The organism is Streptomyces sp. NPDC031265, assembly GCF_055570295.1.
Genome location: NZ_JBVIHM010000006.1, coordinates 132,505 through 146,828 on the forward strand (window position 1 = coordinate 132,505; position 14,324 = coordinate 146,828).

Annotated in this window: 11 protein-coding genes and 1 pseudogene; 6 read left to right on the forward strand and 6 right to left on the reverse strand. The window is 73.6% G+C overall.

The window, feature by feature from the left end:
• Positions 1–69: 69 nt before the first annotated feature.
• The 3 genes from ACZ499_RS12370 to melC1 all read right to left on the reverse strand — a co-directional run bounded on the left by ACZ499_RS12370 (position 70) and on the right by melC1 (position 2,858).
• Entirely contained in the window at positions 70–1,470 is a 1,401-nt protein-coding gene (locus tag ACZ499_RS12370; protein WP_468674286.1) for a pyridoxal-phosphate dependent enzyme, read from the reverse strand.
• An 86-nt stretch (positions 1,471–1,556) separates the two neighbouring features.
• Positions 1,557–2,381 (reverse strand): tyrosinase MelC2, encoded by an 825-nt coding sequence (gene melC2 / locus ACZ499_RS12375; protein ID WP_468674287.1) that lies wholly within the window; start codon positions 2,379–2,381, stop codon positions 1,557–1,559.
• A gap of 48 nt (positions 2,382–2,429) precedes the next feature.
• On the reverse strand, positions 2,430–2,858 hold the full coding sequence (melC1, locus tag ACZ499_RS12380) for an apotyrosinase chaperone MelC1 (protein WP_468674288.1): 429 nt from the start codon (positions 2,856–2,858) through the stop codon (positions 2,430–2,432).
• Positions 2,859–3,718: 860 nt separating this feature from the next.
• Here melC1 and ACZ499_RS12385 point away from each other — a divergent pair.
• The gene (locus ACZ499_RS12385) at positions 3,719–4,369 is read left to right on the forward strand and encodes a TetR/AcrR family transcriptional regulator (RefSeq protein ID WP_468674290.1); all 651 of its coding nucleotides are present in this window, start codon (positions 3,719–3,721) and stop codon (positions 4,367–4,369) included.
• 102 nt (positions 4,370–4,471) lie between these two features.
• Here ACZ499_RS12385 and ACZ499_RS12390 read toward each other — a convergent pair whose 3' ends face one another.
• Positions 4,472–5,812 (reverse strand): CAP domain-containing protein, encoded by a 1,341-nt coding sequence (locus tag ACZ499_RS12390; protein ID WP_468674292.1) that lies wholly within the window; start codon positions 5,810–5,812, stop codon positions 4,472–4,474.
• A 353-nt stretch (positions 5,813–6,165) separates the two neighbouring features.
• Here ACZ499_RS12390 and ACZ499_RS12395 point away from each other — a divergent pair, with 353 nt between their 5' ends.
• On the forward strand, positions 6,166–6,366 hold the full coding sequence (locus tag ACZ499_RS12395) for a hypothetical protein (RefSeq protein WP_371650344.1): 201 nt from the start codon (positions 6,166–6,168) through the stop codon (positions 6,364–6,366).
• A gap of 35 nt (positions 6,367–6,401) precedes the next feature.
• On the opposite strand, the gene ACZ499_RS12400 is transcribed toward ACZ499_RS12395, so the two are convergent.
• Positions 6,402–6,821 (reverse strand): CBS domain-containing protein, encoded by a 420-nt coding sequence (locus ACZ499_RS12400; RefSeq protein WP_468674295.1) that lies wholly within the window; start codon positions 6,819–6,821, stop codon positions 6,402–6,404.
• A 265-nt stretch (positions 6,822–7,086) separates the two neighbouring features.
• Between ACZ499_RS12400 and ACZ499_RS12405 the strand changes: the two genes are divergently transcribed.
• From ACZ499_RS12405 to ACZ499_RS12420, 4 genes are all read left to right on the forward strand, one after another.
• On the forward strand, positions 7,087–8,310 hold the full coding sequence (locus ACZ499_RS12405; RefSeq protein WP_468674555.1) for an acyl-CoA dehydrogenase family protein: 1,224 nt from the start codon (positions 7,087–7,089) through the stop codon (positions 8,308–8,310).
• A 26-nt stretch (positions 8,311–8,336) separates the two neighbouring features.
• Positions 8,337–9,248, forward strand: coding sequence for an oxygenase MpaB family protein (locus ACZ499_RS12410; protein ID WP_468674298.1), 912 nt, complete (start codon positions 8,337–8,339; stop codon positions 9,246–9,248).
• A gap of 23 nt (positions 9,249–9,271) precedes the next feature.
• On the forward strand, positions 9,272–11,485 hold the full coding sequence (locus ACZ499_RS12415; protein WP_468674300.1) for a serine/threonine-protein kinase: 2,214 nt from the start codon (positions 9,272–9,274) through the stop codon (positions 11,483–11,485).
• Between the two features lie 70 nt (positions 11,486–11,555).
• Positions 11,556–13,115, forward strand: coding sequence for a phytoene desaturase family protein (locus tag ACZ499_RS12420; protein WP_468674301.1), 1,560 nt, complete (start codon positions 11,556–11,558; stop codon positions 13,113–13,115).
• Positions 13,116–13,128: 13 nt separating this feature from the next.
• Here the strand turns inward: ACZ499_RS12420 and ACZ499_RS12425 are convergent.
• Positions 13,129–14,319 (reverse strand): annotated as a pseudogene (locus ACZ499_RS12425) (serine hydrolase domain-containing protein); the annotation flags it as partial.
• Positions 14,320–14,324 lie beyond the last annotated feature (5 nt).

Sequence of the window (14,324 nt, forward strand, 5' to 3'; positions counted from 1 at the left end):
CCCCGGGAAACCCATCTCAACCCCCATCCACCCCCGGAGGGTTCAGGGAAGGGGCGGGATGGGGCCGAATCACAGCAAGGCGCGCAGCGCGTCCCGCCCCACCAGCCCCACCCCGTGCCCATCCCGCACCGCCACCGCAAACTCCGCCCCCCGCTCCTCCAGCTCCGCGAGCACCACCTTCGCCCCCTCGCCCACCCCGAAGTGCGGGAGCGGTGCGCCGAGGTGGTCGCGTACCGGGGTGTCCGGCTTCAGGGTGCCGTCCTCCAGGGCGGCGGCCAGCACGTCCAGGGAGAGGGAGCCCGCCAGCTCCGGGACGGTCGGCGCGCGGTCCGGGCCCACCGGGCACGGCCCGGCCGGGACGACCGGCGGCAGGCCGAGGTCGTGCAGGGACCGGAGCACGGCCAGCGCCTCGGCGGCCGTGCTGAGCCGGTTCACATACGGCAGCGGGGAGTCCCGTACCGCGTCCCCGACCCGCGCTGCCCCCTCCTCCCCGTCGAGGAACCCCAGCCGCAGCAGCCACGCGTCGTTGAAGTACTTCGAGAGGTACTGGCGCCCCGAGTCCGGCAGGATCACCACGACCAGCGACTCGGGTCCGAGCCCGGCGGCCACCCGCTGTGCGGCCGCCACCGCGAGACCGGCCGAGGCGCCGACCATCAGGCCCTGCTCCCGGGCGAGTTGACGTACAGTCAGCAGCGAGTCCCGGTCGCTCACCGGGAGGAGCTCGTCGACCACGTCCTGGTGGTAGGAGGTGGGCCAGACGTCCTCCACAGTCTCCGGGTGGCGGACGTGCCCGGTCGCCTCGACGAAGTACGGGCGGCCGTCGCCGCCCGAGTAGACGGACGCCACCGGATCCGCCCCGGTCACGCGCACCGCGCCGCCGCTGACCTCCTTGAGGTAGCGGCCCGTACCGCTGATCGTCCCGCCGGTGCCGACGCACGCCACCAGATGCGTGACCCGGCCGTCCGTCTGGCGCCAGATCTCGGGGCCGGTCGTGGCGTAGTGCGCCCCCGGGTTGGCCGGGTTGTCGTACTGTCCGGCGAGCCAGCTGCCCGGAGTCTCCTCGGCGATCCGCGCCGCCGTGTTGAACACGTTGTCCGGGTCCTCGGCGGGCAGCCCGCTGCGCCGGACGACCACCTCCGCGCCGTACCCGCGCAGCGTGGCGATCTTCTCGGTGCTCGTCTTGTCGGGGACGACGAGGACGGCCCGGTACCCCTTGGCCGCCGCCACCATCGCGAGCCCGGCCCCGGTGTTGCCGGAGGTCGCCTCGACGACGGTGCCGCCGGGGCGCAGCAGCCCGTCCCGCTCCGCCTGCTCGATCATGTGCAGACCGATCCGGTCCTTCACGCTGCCGCCGGCGCTGAGGTATTCGAGCTTCGCGTACAGGGCGGCCGACCCGTCGCCCCCGGGTGTGCGCAGCCGTACCAGCGGGGTGCCGCCGACGAGTTCGAGCACTGATTCGTGAACGTCCATGGGGCCGAGCCTACGAGGCGCGCGCACCCGGACATGCCGGTGCGGCCCCGGCGGGGACCCGCCCGCCGCGGCCGCACCCGCGCGCACTACGCGGCGTCGAACGTGTAGAACTTCTTGTGGTCCAGCATGTCCGCCGGCGTCACGTTGTTCCACGGGCGCATGGTGTCGCGCAGGTCCACCACGTTCGCCGTCCCGGCCGCCGGGAGGTACGGCGAGGTGGGGTGGCGCTCCTGCCACTGCGCCCAGAGCCTGTCTATGAACGCGTGGTGCAGCCAGAACACCGGGTCGTTGGGGGAGACACCGGTGGCCATCTGGCCGCCGACCCAGACGTGCACCCGGTTGTGCAGATTGACCCCGCGCCACCCCTCCAGGTGGTTGCGGAAGCCGTCCGAGGCGCTGTTCCAGGGGGCCATGTCGTACGTGGACATGGCGAGGACGCCGTCGACCTCGGCCTTGGTGGGCAGCTGCGGGACGCTCGCGCCGAGCGCGCGGCGCAGGTAGTTGCGGCCGTCCACCCGGACGTTGATGGCCCACTTGCCGCCGCTGGAGGCGAACGGGCCGTCCATCACCTGGCCGTCACGGCTGCGGCCGGTGCCGCCCAGGAAGTCGGCGGCCCAGAGCGAGGAGGCCGTGGTGCGGTCGGCCGTCCAGTCCCAGTAGGGCAGGGCGACGGTGGAGTCCACCGACTGCAGGGCCTGCTCGAACTCCAGGAGGAATCTGCGGTGCCACGGCAGGAACGACGGCGAGCGGTGGCCGACGCGGTCGCTGTCGTCGGTGTCGCTCATGATGAACTCGTTGTGCGTGGTGACGAACGCGTCGTACTTTCCATTGCGCTTCAGCGTCAGGATCGCGTTGACGAAGCGCCGCTTCTCGTCAGCGGTGAGCGTCGCCTGGTTCTTGCGTACGGTCATGGAAATGCTCCAGATTGTGGTGCTGTGCGGGTGCGGTGCCGGGACGGGTCAGGCGAGCGGGACGAGCGTGGCGCCCTGCAGCTCCACCACGGCCGCGCGGGCCACGGCGCGCGGGTTCGCGAACGTCTCGTAGTGGTTGACCACGCTGATCCAGGTGCCGTCGGCGTTCCGCATCACATGCAGCTCCTTGCCGTCTATCTGCACCGCGTATCCCCCGTGGTGGCCGCCGTGGGCGCCGCCGTGCGCGGGCGCGCCCTGTATGCGGCGGCCCTGGTAGACCTCGTCGAACGGGGCGGGCGCGGTGTGCCCCGTGTGGTCCATGCCGTCCATACGACCGGTGCGGCCGTCGCCCGCGGCGGGGACGACGCCGTTGGCGGGTCCGCTCGCGGTCGTCGCGTACGCGGTACCGGCCAGGCCGAGGCCGGCCACCGCGGTCGCGGTGAGGCCCAGCGCGCTGCGGCGGGTGAGTCGGGACATGGGTAACCCCCAGTGGTTCGGCATTGCTCGGTAGTGGTCCAGCGGCGTCGAGGGCGCGGATGTGTGAAGTCGCGGCCTTGTCAACGCGCTTGACGGGTCGTTGACGGACCTTCGTCCGGCTTGGTCATGGCCGGGGGACGTCCGTCGGGGACCGTCCTGACAAATGCCTACAGCCCGGCAACGGAACGGCAAAGCGCCACCCAAGTGGTTGGGCTCAATGCGGACATGTCCAGATTCGAAGTGCAATGTTGAACAAGGATGATCTTGCTGTCCGCGCCTCCCCGGCTCACCGAAAGTGCAGATCCTTCATGGAATCTGTCGGTCCTGTGAAGATTCTGTTGTCCAGGCGGTGAAGGTGTGGTGGCCCTCACGTGAGAAACCTGGCCGGTTTCGCGCCTCGTTCTCGGCATGTGACGAGGTGGGGAACGCGCGCCGCCGCCCACGCCGGAGCGGCAGGCGTGGACGGCGGCCGGCGCCCCCGCGGGGACGGGGGATCGGGGGCCGCCGACGGCCGAGCGGGCCGGGGCGGCGGTGTGGGGAGGAGGCCGTGCGGGGTGCGGTGTCGGGGCAGGGTGGCTCGGGGGATGGGCCGGTCGGGGTCGGATGACGATCCGGAGTGCGCATGGCGGTCTCCTCGGTGCTCGGAAGCGCCCGGAGGCCCGGACGGGGTGTGGGCTCGGTGGGTGGCGGTTGGCGGGCGGGAGGCGGCGGGCGGTGGATCGGGCTGCTGAGCCGGTGTGCATGTTGTTGAGCGATGCTCAATAACGTTCTGCGACTGTTGTTGAGCGCTTGTCAACAGCGTTGTCCGTCCACCGCCCCGCCTCGGCGCGCGGCGCCCCGACCGCTCGTACACTGCGGGCATGTCCGGAAAGCGCATCACCCGCCTGACCTCCGACCAACGCAGGGCCCAGCTGGTCGACATCGGACTGGAGATGCTCGCCGACCGCTCGCTCGACGAGCTGTCCACGGACGAGGTCGCACGCCGGGCCGGGATCTCGCGGGGCCTGCTCTTCCACTACTTCGACTCCAAGCGCGACTTCTATCGCGCGGTGGTGGCCAAGGAGTGCGCACGCTTCATCGAGGCGGTGGAGCCGGACCCGGCCCTGCCGCCGGTCGCCTGGCTGCAAGCGTTCATCGACGGGTTCGTCGCCTACGTACTGGAGCACCGGCAGGTCTATCTCGCCATGGTCAGAGGCGCGTCCGGCAGCCATCCGGCGGTCGCGGACATCCTGGGCGAGACCCGTGAGGCGGTGGCCCGCCATGTCGTCGACGCCCAGCGGCGCACAGGCATGCCGGAGTCGCCCCGGCCCGACATCGCCTCCCGCGCCTGGATGGCGTTCGCCGAGGAGGCGGTGACCGGCTGGCCGGTGGGGGAGCCGGGCGCGCGTGAGGAGCTGACGGCGTTCCTGGAGTCCAGCTTCGTCAGCCTGCTGGGCACGCTGGACCGCCCCGTGGGCCTGGTGGAGGCGGTGGCCCGGCAGGCGGGCGCCTCAGCCGACGCACTCCAGTAGCCAACGGGCCCGCACGGCCGTCGGGCGAGACCGGACGGGTCTCTCAGCAGGGTCCCTCCGCAGGGTCGGCGTCGACCAGTCGGATCCGTACGGCCACGGCCGTCAGGCGAGGCCGAACAACTGCGTCCAGTACGTGCCCGCGCGGCCGCCGCCCGCGAAGCCGACGCCTATGTGGGTGAAGCCGGGCTTGAGGATGTTGGCGCGGTGGCCCGGGCTGTTCATCCAGCCCTCCACCACCTCGGCCGCCGTGCGCTGCCCGCACGCTATGTTCTCGCCGATGCCCCGGTGCGCGGCCCCGGCCGCCCGGGCCCGGTCCCACGGCTCCAGGCCCTCCGGCGAGGTGTGGGAGTAGAAGCCGCGGGTTGCCATGTCCGCGCTGTACGCCTGGGCCGCCGAGGCCAGACGGGTGTCGTCCGCCAGCGGGCGCAGCCCGGCCGTGGCGCGGCGGCCGTTGGTGAGCGCGACCACTTCGGACACCGTCCGGTGCAGCCCGTCCCCACTGAACGGCCTGGCCCACAGAGCCGTCCAGTACACCTCGCCCGTACGGTCGTCGGTGGCGCGGCCGATGCCCGCATCCGTGAAGGCGGCGTCACGCAGCGGGCGCCGGGTGTGGGCGTCCTCCAGGCAGTACGCCAGGAACTCGGCCGGGGTGCGCGGCCCCGACACCAGATGCTCGGCGATGCTCAGATACGCGTACCCCCCTGTGGTCACCCGCTGGAAGACCGACACACCGTCCGGGCTCTCCACGCTGAGGCGTCCCTGGGCGGCCATGGTCGCGGCGTGCGACTCGGCGGCCGAGGTCAGCCGTCCGTCGACCGTGACCGGCGGGGCCCCGGCCCGGACCCGCTCGGCGTTGACCAACCCGCCGAAGCCGTCGCCCTGTTCGGCTTCCGGCCGTCGCGCGGCGGGGACCGATATCGCCGCGGTGGGCAGCTGGACGGTGGGCGCGTGCGGCGGCGGGTCGTCGTCGGCCACGTCCACCCCGAAGTCGCGGGCCACCCCCGCGAGGCCGTCCGCGTACCCCTGCCCCAGCGCCCGCACCTTCCAGCCGGTGCCCCGGCGGTAGATCTCGGCCAGCAGCAGCACGGTCTCCCGCTCCGGCTTCGGCGGTGTGAACCGGGCCAGGACCTCGCCGCCGGGGCCGCTGAGCCGCAGGCTCGGCACCGGCAGCCGGCCGAGCGGAACGCCCGGCTCGGCGGGGCTGACGACCACGGTCAGCCGGCTCGCCCCGGCCCGCAGCCGGTTCGGGTCGACCGTGATGACGTCGTCGTCGAGACGGGTGCCGGGCGCGGACGGCTGGTTGTAGAAGACGAAGTCGGCGTCGCCGCCGACCTTTCCGGTGTCGTCGGTGATCAGCACCGACAGGTCGAAGGGCCCGGGGACGCCGATCGTCAGAACGCCGTCCGGAAGGGGCCGGTTGCCCCCGGGAACCAGCTCGCTCATCGACACCACCTGTCCACGGGCCCGCCGCGGTCCGCCACCGCGCCGCGCTCCTGCGTTGTGCTGCGTTGCTGTGAGGAGAACGCGGTGAGCGCGGCGGCTGGTTCCCGGCTCCGGCGTGTCGTACGGGTGACTTTCGCGGACGTGGCCGCGCGGCCCGCCGAGGGGCCCGCGGCGGGCCCCCGAAGGGCCGGGAATACGGTTCACCCGGTCCGCGAGCGTGCGCGGCGGCAGGGCCCGTAGGACGCCACCGGCCGGGCCGGGGACTGGCCCCGACGGGTGACGTTTCTGGGGCGGATGCGTTCTGCGGGACCGGGTACCAGAATGGAGCCACGCCGGACTAATGAGGAGGCGGCATGAACGCTCAGTCCGATCCCGCGCCGAAGCGGGAGGGGATCACCCCGGACGCACTGCTGCACACCGGTTCGGGCGGTGAGGTCACCGCCGAGGACCTGGTGCTCGCGTCGGGGCGCGACATCAACCCGAAGAGCATGGCGTGGGCAGAGCGCCGACTGGCGGAGGACGGTCGCGCGGCGATCGACAAGCTGCTGCCCTGACCCGCTCGCGGAGGCCCCGGCTCGGCGCTTCGGGCTCAGGCCTCCGCGTAGACGCTGCTCGCGAACGAGGCGAACTGGTCCGCAGGGAGGTGCCGGGCCAGATCCGCCTCGGTGATCACACCGACCGGCTCGCCGTCGTCCACGACGACGAGGCGGCGGATGCGCGCGTCGCTCATCACCCGCACGGCCTCGGCCGCGTCCGCGTCGGCGGAGACCGTACGCGGCTTGCCGTCGGCGAGGTCGCCCGCCGTCACGTCGGCCGCGTCCTTCCCGGCGGCGAGGACCTTCACCACGATGTCGCGGTCCGTGACGATGCCCGTCAGCGTGCCGTCGCTGCCCTTCACGGGCAGCGCGCCGATGTTGTGGTCCCGCATCAACTGGGCGGCGCGGTCGAGGGTCTGGCTCGCCGGGATGCAGCGGACGTCGACGGTCATCAGATCGCGGGCGCTGGTCATGGGGGGCCTCCGGGGTCCTGGGTGGGGGCGGCCCGTGGGATCTGGCGGGCGGCCTCGGGTACGCCCTCGTCATGCTGGCCGCGCCCCGGGCGCGGGGCGAGCGTATGGAGACGAACGGGTGACCAGCCGAGGGGACGGCCCCACTCCCCACCGCACCGCCCTTCCAGATTCTTGGAACACGTTCTACTGTGTGCCCGCTCGCACGACGTACAGCGACGGACAGCCACGCGCACAGCGACGGACCGTGACCAGCCTGGAGGGGCCCGTGCACCTCGAATACACGCCCGAGCAGCAGCGGCTCCGCGCCGAGCTGCGCGCCTATTTCGCCGAGCTGGTGCCCGACCACGCGTACGCCCGCCCCCATGGCCCTGAAGGCATGGGAGCTGCCCCCCTCACGGACCCCGCCACCCAGAAGCGCTTCTACCGCGACACCGTGCGCCGCCTCGGCGCGGACGGCTGGCTGGGGGTGGGCTGGCCCGAGGAGTACGGCGGGCGCGGGCTGAGCCCGATGGAGCAGTTCATCTTCTTCGACGAGGCCGCCCAGGCTGGGGTGCCGCTGCCGCTGATGACGCTGAACACGGTCGGCCCGACCCTCATGCGGTTCGGCACGGACGAGCAGAAGGCGTACTTCCTGCCGAAGATCCTCTCCGGCGAGATCGACTTCGCGATCGGCTACAGCGAACCCGACGCGGGCACGGACCTCGCCGCGCTCAAGACGAGGGCGGTGCGGGACGGCGACGAGGCCACCGGCCACTACACGGTCAACGGCCAGAAGATCTGGACCACCAACGGCGACACCGCCGACTGGGTCTGGCTGGCCGTGCGCACCGACCCCGGTGCGCCGCCGCACAAGGGCATCTCCATGCTGCTCGTGCCGACCTCCGACCCCGGCTACTCCTGCACCGTCATCAACACGCTCGCCTCGCACGACACCACCGCCAGCTACTACCAGAACGTCCGCGTCCCCGTCTCCCGCCGCGTGGGCGAGGAGAACAACGGCTGGCGGCTGATCACCAACCAGCTCAACCACGAGCGCGTCACGCTCGCCGCGCACGGCACCATGGCGATCCGCGCCCTGCACGACGTCCAGCGCTGGGCCGCCGGCACCAAGCTCGCCGACGGCCGCCGCGTCATCGACCTCGGCTGGGTACGCGGCCGCCTGGCCCGCACCCACACCAGGCTCGACGCGATGAAACTCCTCAACTGGCAGATGGTGAACGCCGTCCAGGAGGGCACCCTCACCCCGCAGGACGCCTCGGCCGTCAAGGTGTACGGCTCGGAGGCCCGCCGCGACGCGTACGCCTGGCTGATGGAGATCGTCGGCGCCGCGGGCCCCATGAAGGAGGGCTCGGCGGGCGCGGTGCTCCACGGCGAACTGGAGCGCGGCTACCGCTCGGCCGTGATCTTCACCTTCGGCGGAGGCAACAACGAGATCCAGCGCGAAATCATCTCCTGGATCGGTCTGGGGATGCCGCGAGTACGCCGTTAGCCTGGCCCTACAGGAGGTGGCGCCGCATGCCCGAACCCAGCCCCCAGCCCGGCACACCCGACCCCGGCTACTTCGGCCCCGAGTCGGTGACCTGGCAGATGCACGGTGACCCGATCATGTGGGTCGCCGGGGTGCGGGCGCTGTACCTCCAGGCGCTGCATCCGCGCGCTGTGCGCGGGGTCATGCAGAACAGTGACATCCGCACGGACACCTGGGGGCGGCTGCTGCGCACCGCCCGGTTCGTGGCGACCATCTCGTACGGGACGAAGGACGACGCGGAGCGTGCGGGGGCCCGGGTGCGGCGCATCCACGGGTTTCTGAAAGCCGACGATCCAGTGACCGGTGAGCGGTTCCGGATAGACGAGCCCGCGCTGCTGCTGTGGGTGCACTGCGCGGAGGTCGACAGTTATCTGCACGTGGCGCGCCGCTCCGGGTATCCGCTCAGCGACGCGCAGGCCGAGCGCTATGTGGACGAGCAGCGCGAGGCCGCCCGGCTCATCGGGCTCGACCCGGCCGCCGTCCCGGCGTCCACCGCGCAGCTCGCCGCCTACTTCGCGGACGTACGGCCCCAGCTCGCCGCCGGTGGCGACGCGCGCGACGTGGACGCCTTTCTGCGGCGGCCGCCCGTCCACCCGCTGCTGGCACCGGCGCGCGCGGTGCTGTGGCGGCGCGTGGCGGGACTCGCCTACGACGCGCTGCCCCCGTACGCCCACGAGTTGTACGGGCGGCCCGCGCCCGCTCCGCACGAGGTCACCCGGCGGCTCGTCGCCACCGGGCGCCTGCTGCGCCGCATCCCGCCGACCGTGCGCTGGCAGCTGCCGCCGAAGCACATCCTGCGCGCGGTCGACCGGATGGGGCCGGGAACGCGCCCGTCGCCGTACACACTCCGCAGACAGGCGGCCATACTGGAGGGAGCCGGGGAGGGCGCAGCGGAGTGACGTGACGGGGGCGACATCGCGCGATGGCGGACACCAGGCTGATCCACGGCCGGTACCGGCTGCTGGAGCTGATCGGGCGCGGCGGCATGGGCGAGGTGTGGGCGGCCCGCGACGAGTCACTGGGGCGGCGGGTCGCCGTCAAGTGCCTCAAGCCGCTGGGGCCGCTGCACGACCAGTCGTTCGCCCGCGTGCACCGCGAGCGCTTCCGGCGCGAGGCGCGGGTCGCGGCCGTGCTCCAGCACCGCGGCGTCACGGTCATCCATGACTTCGGGGAGTACGAGGGCGGGCTCTATCTCGTCATGGAGCTGCTCGACGGCCGCAATCTGAGCCAGCTCCTCCAGGACGGCAGGGGCCATCCGCTGCCGGTGCCGGACGTCGTGGACATCGCCGAGCAGCTGTCCTCGGCCCTCGCCTACACCCATCAACAGGGCATCGTCCACCGGGACTTGAAGCCGGCCAACATCATGCGGCTGCCGGACGGCACGGTGAAGCTCCTGGACTTCGGGATCGCCCGCCTCGGCGCCGACATCGGGTTCACCTCCCGGCTCACCGGCACCGGCATCGCCATGGGGACCCCGCACTACATGTCACCCGAGCAGATCGGCGGTGCCCCCGTCGACCACCGCAGCGACCTGTACTCGCTGGGGTGCGTGCTCTACGAACTGGCCACCGGGGCACCGCCGTTCGACCTCGACGACGCCTGGGCGATCCTCGTCGGCCACCGCGACACCGCGCCCGAGCCCCCGCGCGCCACACGCGCCGAACTCCCCGTGTTCTTCGAGGAGATCGTGCTCGACCTCCTCGCCAAGGAGCCCGGCTCGCGACCCCAGGACGCGAGGGAGGTGGTGCGGCGGCTGGCCGCCGGGCGCGGGCTCGTCCCGGCCCCGGCCGCCCCGTCCACGCTGGCGCCGCCGCCCGTGCGGCTGCGCGGGCTGCCGTCCTGGGCGCGCGGGATGACCACCGGCCACAAGGCGACCGGCTCCGCGCCGCCGGATCCCGCCCCGCCCGACCCCGACGCCAGCCTCACCGGTGCGTGGACGACCGCCCTGCCACCGGTCCCGCCCGCACCCGACCGGCCGCCGCCGCCCCCGCCCGAGCTCCTGGCCGAGCTCGACGACCGGCACCGCGAAGGCCTGGGCCTGGGCCGCGCCGGCCGCTGGGCGGAGGCGGGTGAGGTGCACCGCGCGGTCGCCGCCGAACGCGCCCAGACGCTGGGCCCCGACCACCCCGACACCCTGGTCAGCCAGTACGAGGTGGCCTTCGCCCTGAGCCGGACCGGGCGCGAGGCCGACGCGCTGCGCGAGTTCGGCCTGGTCGCCCAGGCCCGGGCCCGCGCGCTCGGACCCGACGACCCGGGCACGCTCGACGCCCGCCAGGAGACCGCGTACGTCCTGGGCCGCCTCGGTCGCCACTTCGAGGCCCACCAGGTGTACACGTCGGTGCTCGCCGCCCGGGAGCGCGTCATCGGAGCCGACCACCCGGCCACCCTGCGCTGCCGCCACAACCTCGCCTTCAACCTGGGCCGCCTCGGCCGTCTGGAGGACGCGCACCGCATGGCGCGCGACGTGGCCGCCGACCGCGCGCGCGTGCTCGGCGCGGGCCACCCCGACACCCTGGTTTCCCGGTCCGAAGTCGCCTATGTGCTCGGTCAGTTGGGGCGCTGGATCGAGGCGTTGCAGCTCTACCGCGAGGTCGCCTCCACGCGCGCGACCGTGCTGGGGGCCGACCATCGCGACACGCTCGCCACCCGGTACGAGGTCGGCATCGCCCTCGGCCGCCTCGGCCGCAGCGCCGAGGCGCTGGAGCTGTTCCGGGTCCTCGTCGACGACCGCACCCGCGTCGACGGCCCCGAGGACCCCGAGACCCTGCGCGCCCGCCACGGCCTGGGCGTCAACCTCGGGCGCCTCGCCCGCTGGGAGGAGGCCCTGGCCGAGGCGCGCGACGTGGGCGCACTGCGCGAGCGCGTGCTCGGCCCCGACCACCCCGACACCCTGGTCAGCCGGCGCGAGATCGCCGTCGGGCTCGGCTGGCTCGGGCGGTGGGCGGCGGCCCTGACGGTCTACCGGCAGGTCGCGGACGCCCGCGAGCGGGTCCTCGGCGCCGCCCACTCCGACGCCCTGGCCAGCCGGAACGACGAGGCCCACTGCCTGGAGCGGCTGGGGCGCGGCGCCGAGGCGGCGGCCCTGTACCGGCGGGTCGCGGTGCTGAGGCAGGAGAGCGGGCGGCCGGGGCGGTAGCGGGCGGCGCGGGCAGCGGAGCACCGGCGCCACCCTGGCCGCCGGTGATCGGCGCGTGCTAGGAAGGGCCATGCCCGCACACCAGGTGTACGACACCGTGATCGTCGGCGGAGGCCACAACGGCCTGGTGGCCGCCGCCTACCTCGCCCGCGCCGGCAAGTCGGTGCTGGTCCTGGAGCGCCTCGGCCACACCGGCGGCGCGGCCGTCTCGACCCGCCCCTTCGCGGGCGTCGACGCCCGGCTCTCGCGCTACTCCTACCTCGTCTCGCTGCTGCCGCAGAAGATCGTGGACGACCTGGGGCTGCGCTTCGCCGTCCGCAAGCGGACCGTCTCCTCGTACACGCCGGTGGTACGCGACGGACGCCCCACCGGGCTGCTCGTCGGCGGCGGCGAGGAGCGCACCCGGGCCTCGTTCCGCCGCCTCACCGGCTCCGACGCCGCGTACACGGCCTGGGAGGCGTTCTACGGGATGACCCGGCGGGCCGCCGAGCGGATCTTCCCCACGCTGACCGAGCCGCTGCCCACCCGCGCGGCCCTGCGCGAGCGCCTGGGGGACGACACGGCGTGGCGGGTGCTCTTCGAGGAGCCGATCGGCGTCGCCGTGGAGGAGCGGTTCGGCGACGACCTGGTGCGTGGCGTCGTCCTCACCGACGCCCTGATCGGCACCTTCGCCGACGCCCACGACCCCTCCCTCGCCCAGAACCGCTGCTTCCTCTACCACGTGATCGGCGGCGGTACCGGTGACTGGGACGTGCCGGTGGGCGGGATGGGCGCCTTCACCGACGCGCTCGCGGGCGCAGCGCGGGCGGCCGGAGCGGAGATCGTCACCGGGTACGAGGCGACCGCGCTGCGCACCGACGGCCGCGCGGCCGAGGTCGACTTCCGTACGGCCTCGGGCGAGGGCACGGTCGCGGCCCGCCACGTCCTGGTCAACGCGTCGCCCGAGGCCCTGGCCGCGCTCACCGGCACCACGGCCCCGGAGCGCGCCGAGGGCGCCCAACTCAAGGTCAACATGCTGCTCACCCGGCTGCCCCGGCTGAGGGACACGTCGGTCGACCCGCGCGAGGCGTTCGCCGGGACCTTCCACATCGGCGAGGGGTACGGGGCGCTGGCGGCCGCGTACGCCCAGGCCGCGGCGGGCGAGCTGCCGACGGCGCCGCCCTCCGAGATCTACTGCCACTCGCTGACCGACCCCTCGATCCTCGGCCCGGACCTGGCGCGGCGGGGCTACCAGACGCTGACCCTGTTCGGGCTGCACACCCCGGCGCGGCTGTTCGCGGGCACCGCCAAAGACCACGACAGGACGCGCGAGGTGCTGCTGGAGGCGACGCTGGCCCAGTTGGACGCGCACCTGGCCGAGCCGCTCGCGGACTGCCTGGCCACCGACGCCGACGGGCGGCCCTGCATCGAGGCGAAGACCCCGCTCGACCTGGAGCGGGAGCTGCGGCTGCCCGGCGGCAACATCTTCCACCGCCCGCTCGCCTTCCCGTACGCGCAGGAGTCCGTCGGCCGCTGGGGCGTGGAGACCGCGCACCCGAACGTCCTGCTGTGCGGGGCGGGCGCGGTCCGGGGCGGTGGGGTCAGCGGCATCCCGGGCCACAACGCGGCGATGGCGGTGCTGGGAAGGTAGGACCGGCCCGTCAGAGCGGGATCGCCCGGGCCAGGGCGTCGGCCAGGGCCACGCGCGGCGCCGAGCCGGAGCGCCAACTCCGCACCGGATGAACGGAGTTGGCGAGGACCACCAGGAACGTGTCGGTGTCCGGGGCGATGATGAGGCTGGTGCCGGTGAAGCCCGTGTGGCCCGCCGTGCGCGGGGAGGCGAGCGCGCCCATGTACCAGCGCTGGTCGAGCTCGAAGCCGAGGCCGTGCGCGTCGCCGGGGAAGGCGGTGTTGAAGTCGGTGAAGAGGAGCTCGACGGAGGCGGGGCGGAGGATGCGGGCGGGGCCGTACGCGCCGCCGTTCAGGAGCGTGCGGGCGAGGACCGCGAGGTCCCAGGCGGTCGAGAACACCCCGGCGTGCCCGGCGACCCCGCCGAGCGCGGACGCGTTCTCGTCGTGCACCTCGCCCCACACCAGCCCCCGCTCAAGCCCCGACCAGGGCTTTCGGGCGTCCTCGGTCGCGGCGATCCGGGATCGCCAGGAGGCGGGCGGGTTGTAGCGAGTGCGGTGCATCCCGAGTGGAGCAGTGATCTCGTCGTGGAGCAGGTCGTCCAGAGTGCGAGCGGTGATCCGTTCCAAGAGCAGCTGAAGCGCGAGGAGATTGAGGTCGGAGTAGCGGTAGGCGCTCCCCGGAGGCCGCTCGGGCCTCTCGTCCCACAGCAGCCGCAGCTTCCCCTCGTACGTCGGTTCGTCGTACAGCGGGAGCCAGGCGCGCAGCCCCGAGGTGTGGGTGAGCAACTGGCGCACGGTGACGGCCCCCTTGCCCGCCGCCGCGAACTCCGGCAGATACGTGGCCGCCTCGGCCTCCAGCTCCAGCGCGCCCCGCTCGATCTGCCGCACCACGAGCAGCGAGGTGAACAGCTTGGAGGCGGAGGCGAGGTCGAAGACCGTGTCCCGAGCCATCGGGGTCCGCCGCCCGGGCGGGAGTTCGACGCCGGCGTCCGTCCGCTCGTCGTACGCCGAGTAGCGCACGGCCGTGCCGACGGCGTGGTGCAGTGCCACCGTCGGGCCGCGCCCGGCGAGCACCACCGCGCCCGCGTACCAGGGGTGGACCGGCGAAGGCCCCAGGAACCGCTCGGCCACGGCGACCAGCTTGCCCAGCGGCCCCGGCAGCAGCCCGGCCTCCTCGGCAGTGCCGTACCGCAGCACGGGCCCCGTCTCGTCGCTCCGGATCATGGCCG

Bases quoted from the DNA above. Each gene is read 5' to 3' on its own strand.
- ACZ499_RS12370 (WP_468674286.1), bottom strand. From the start codon at position 1,470: ATGGACGTTCACGAATCAGTGCTCGAACTCGTCGGCGGCACCCCGCTG.
- ACZ499_RS12395 (WP_371650344.1), top strand. From the start codon at position 6,166: ATGAACGCTCAGTCCGATCCCGCGCCGAAGCGGGAGGGGATCACCCCG.
- ACZ499_RS12400 (WP_468674295.1), bottom strand. From the start codon at position 6,821: ATGACCAGCGCCCGCGATCTGATGACCGTCGACGTCCGCTGCATCCCG.
- melC1 (WP_468674288.1), bottom strand. From the start codon at position 2,858: ATGTCCCGACTCACCCGCCGCAGCGCGCTGGGCCTCACCGCGACCGCG.
- melC2 (WP_468674287.1), bottom strand. From the start codon at position 2,381: ATGACCGTACGCAAGAACCAGGCGACGCTCACCGCTGACGAGAAGCGG.
- ACZ499_RS12390 (WP_468674292.1), bottom strand. From the start codon at position 5,812: ATGAGCGAGCTGGTTCCCGGGGGCAACCGGCCCCTTCCGGACGGCGTT.
- ACZ499_RS12420 (WP_468674301.1), top strand. From the start codon at position 11,556: ATGCCCGCACACCAGGTGTACGACACCGTGATCGTCGGCGGAGGCCAC.
- ACZ499_RS12410 (WP_468674298.1), top strand. From the start codon at position 8,337: ATGCCCGAACCCAGCCCCCAGCCCGGCACACCCGACCCCGGCTACTTC.
- ACZ499_RS12385 (WP_468674290.1), top strand. From the start codon at position 3,719: ATGTCCGGAAAGCGCATCACCCGCCTGACCTCCGACCAACGCAGGGCC.
- ACZ499_RS12415 (WP_468674300.1), top strand. From the start codon at position 9,272: ATGGCGGACACCAGGCTGATCCACGGCCGGTACCGGCTGCTGGAGCTG.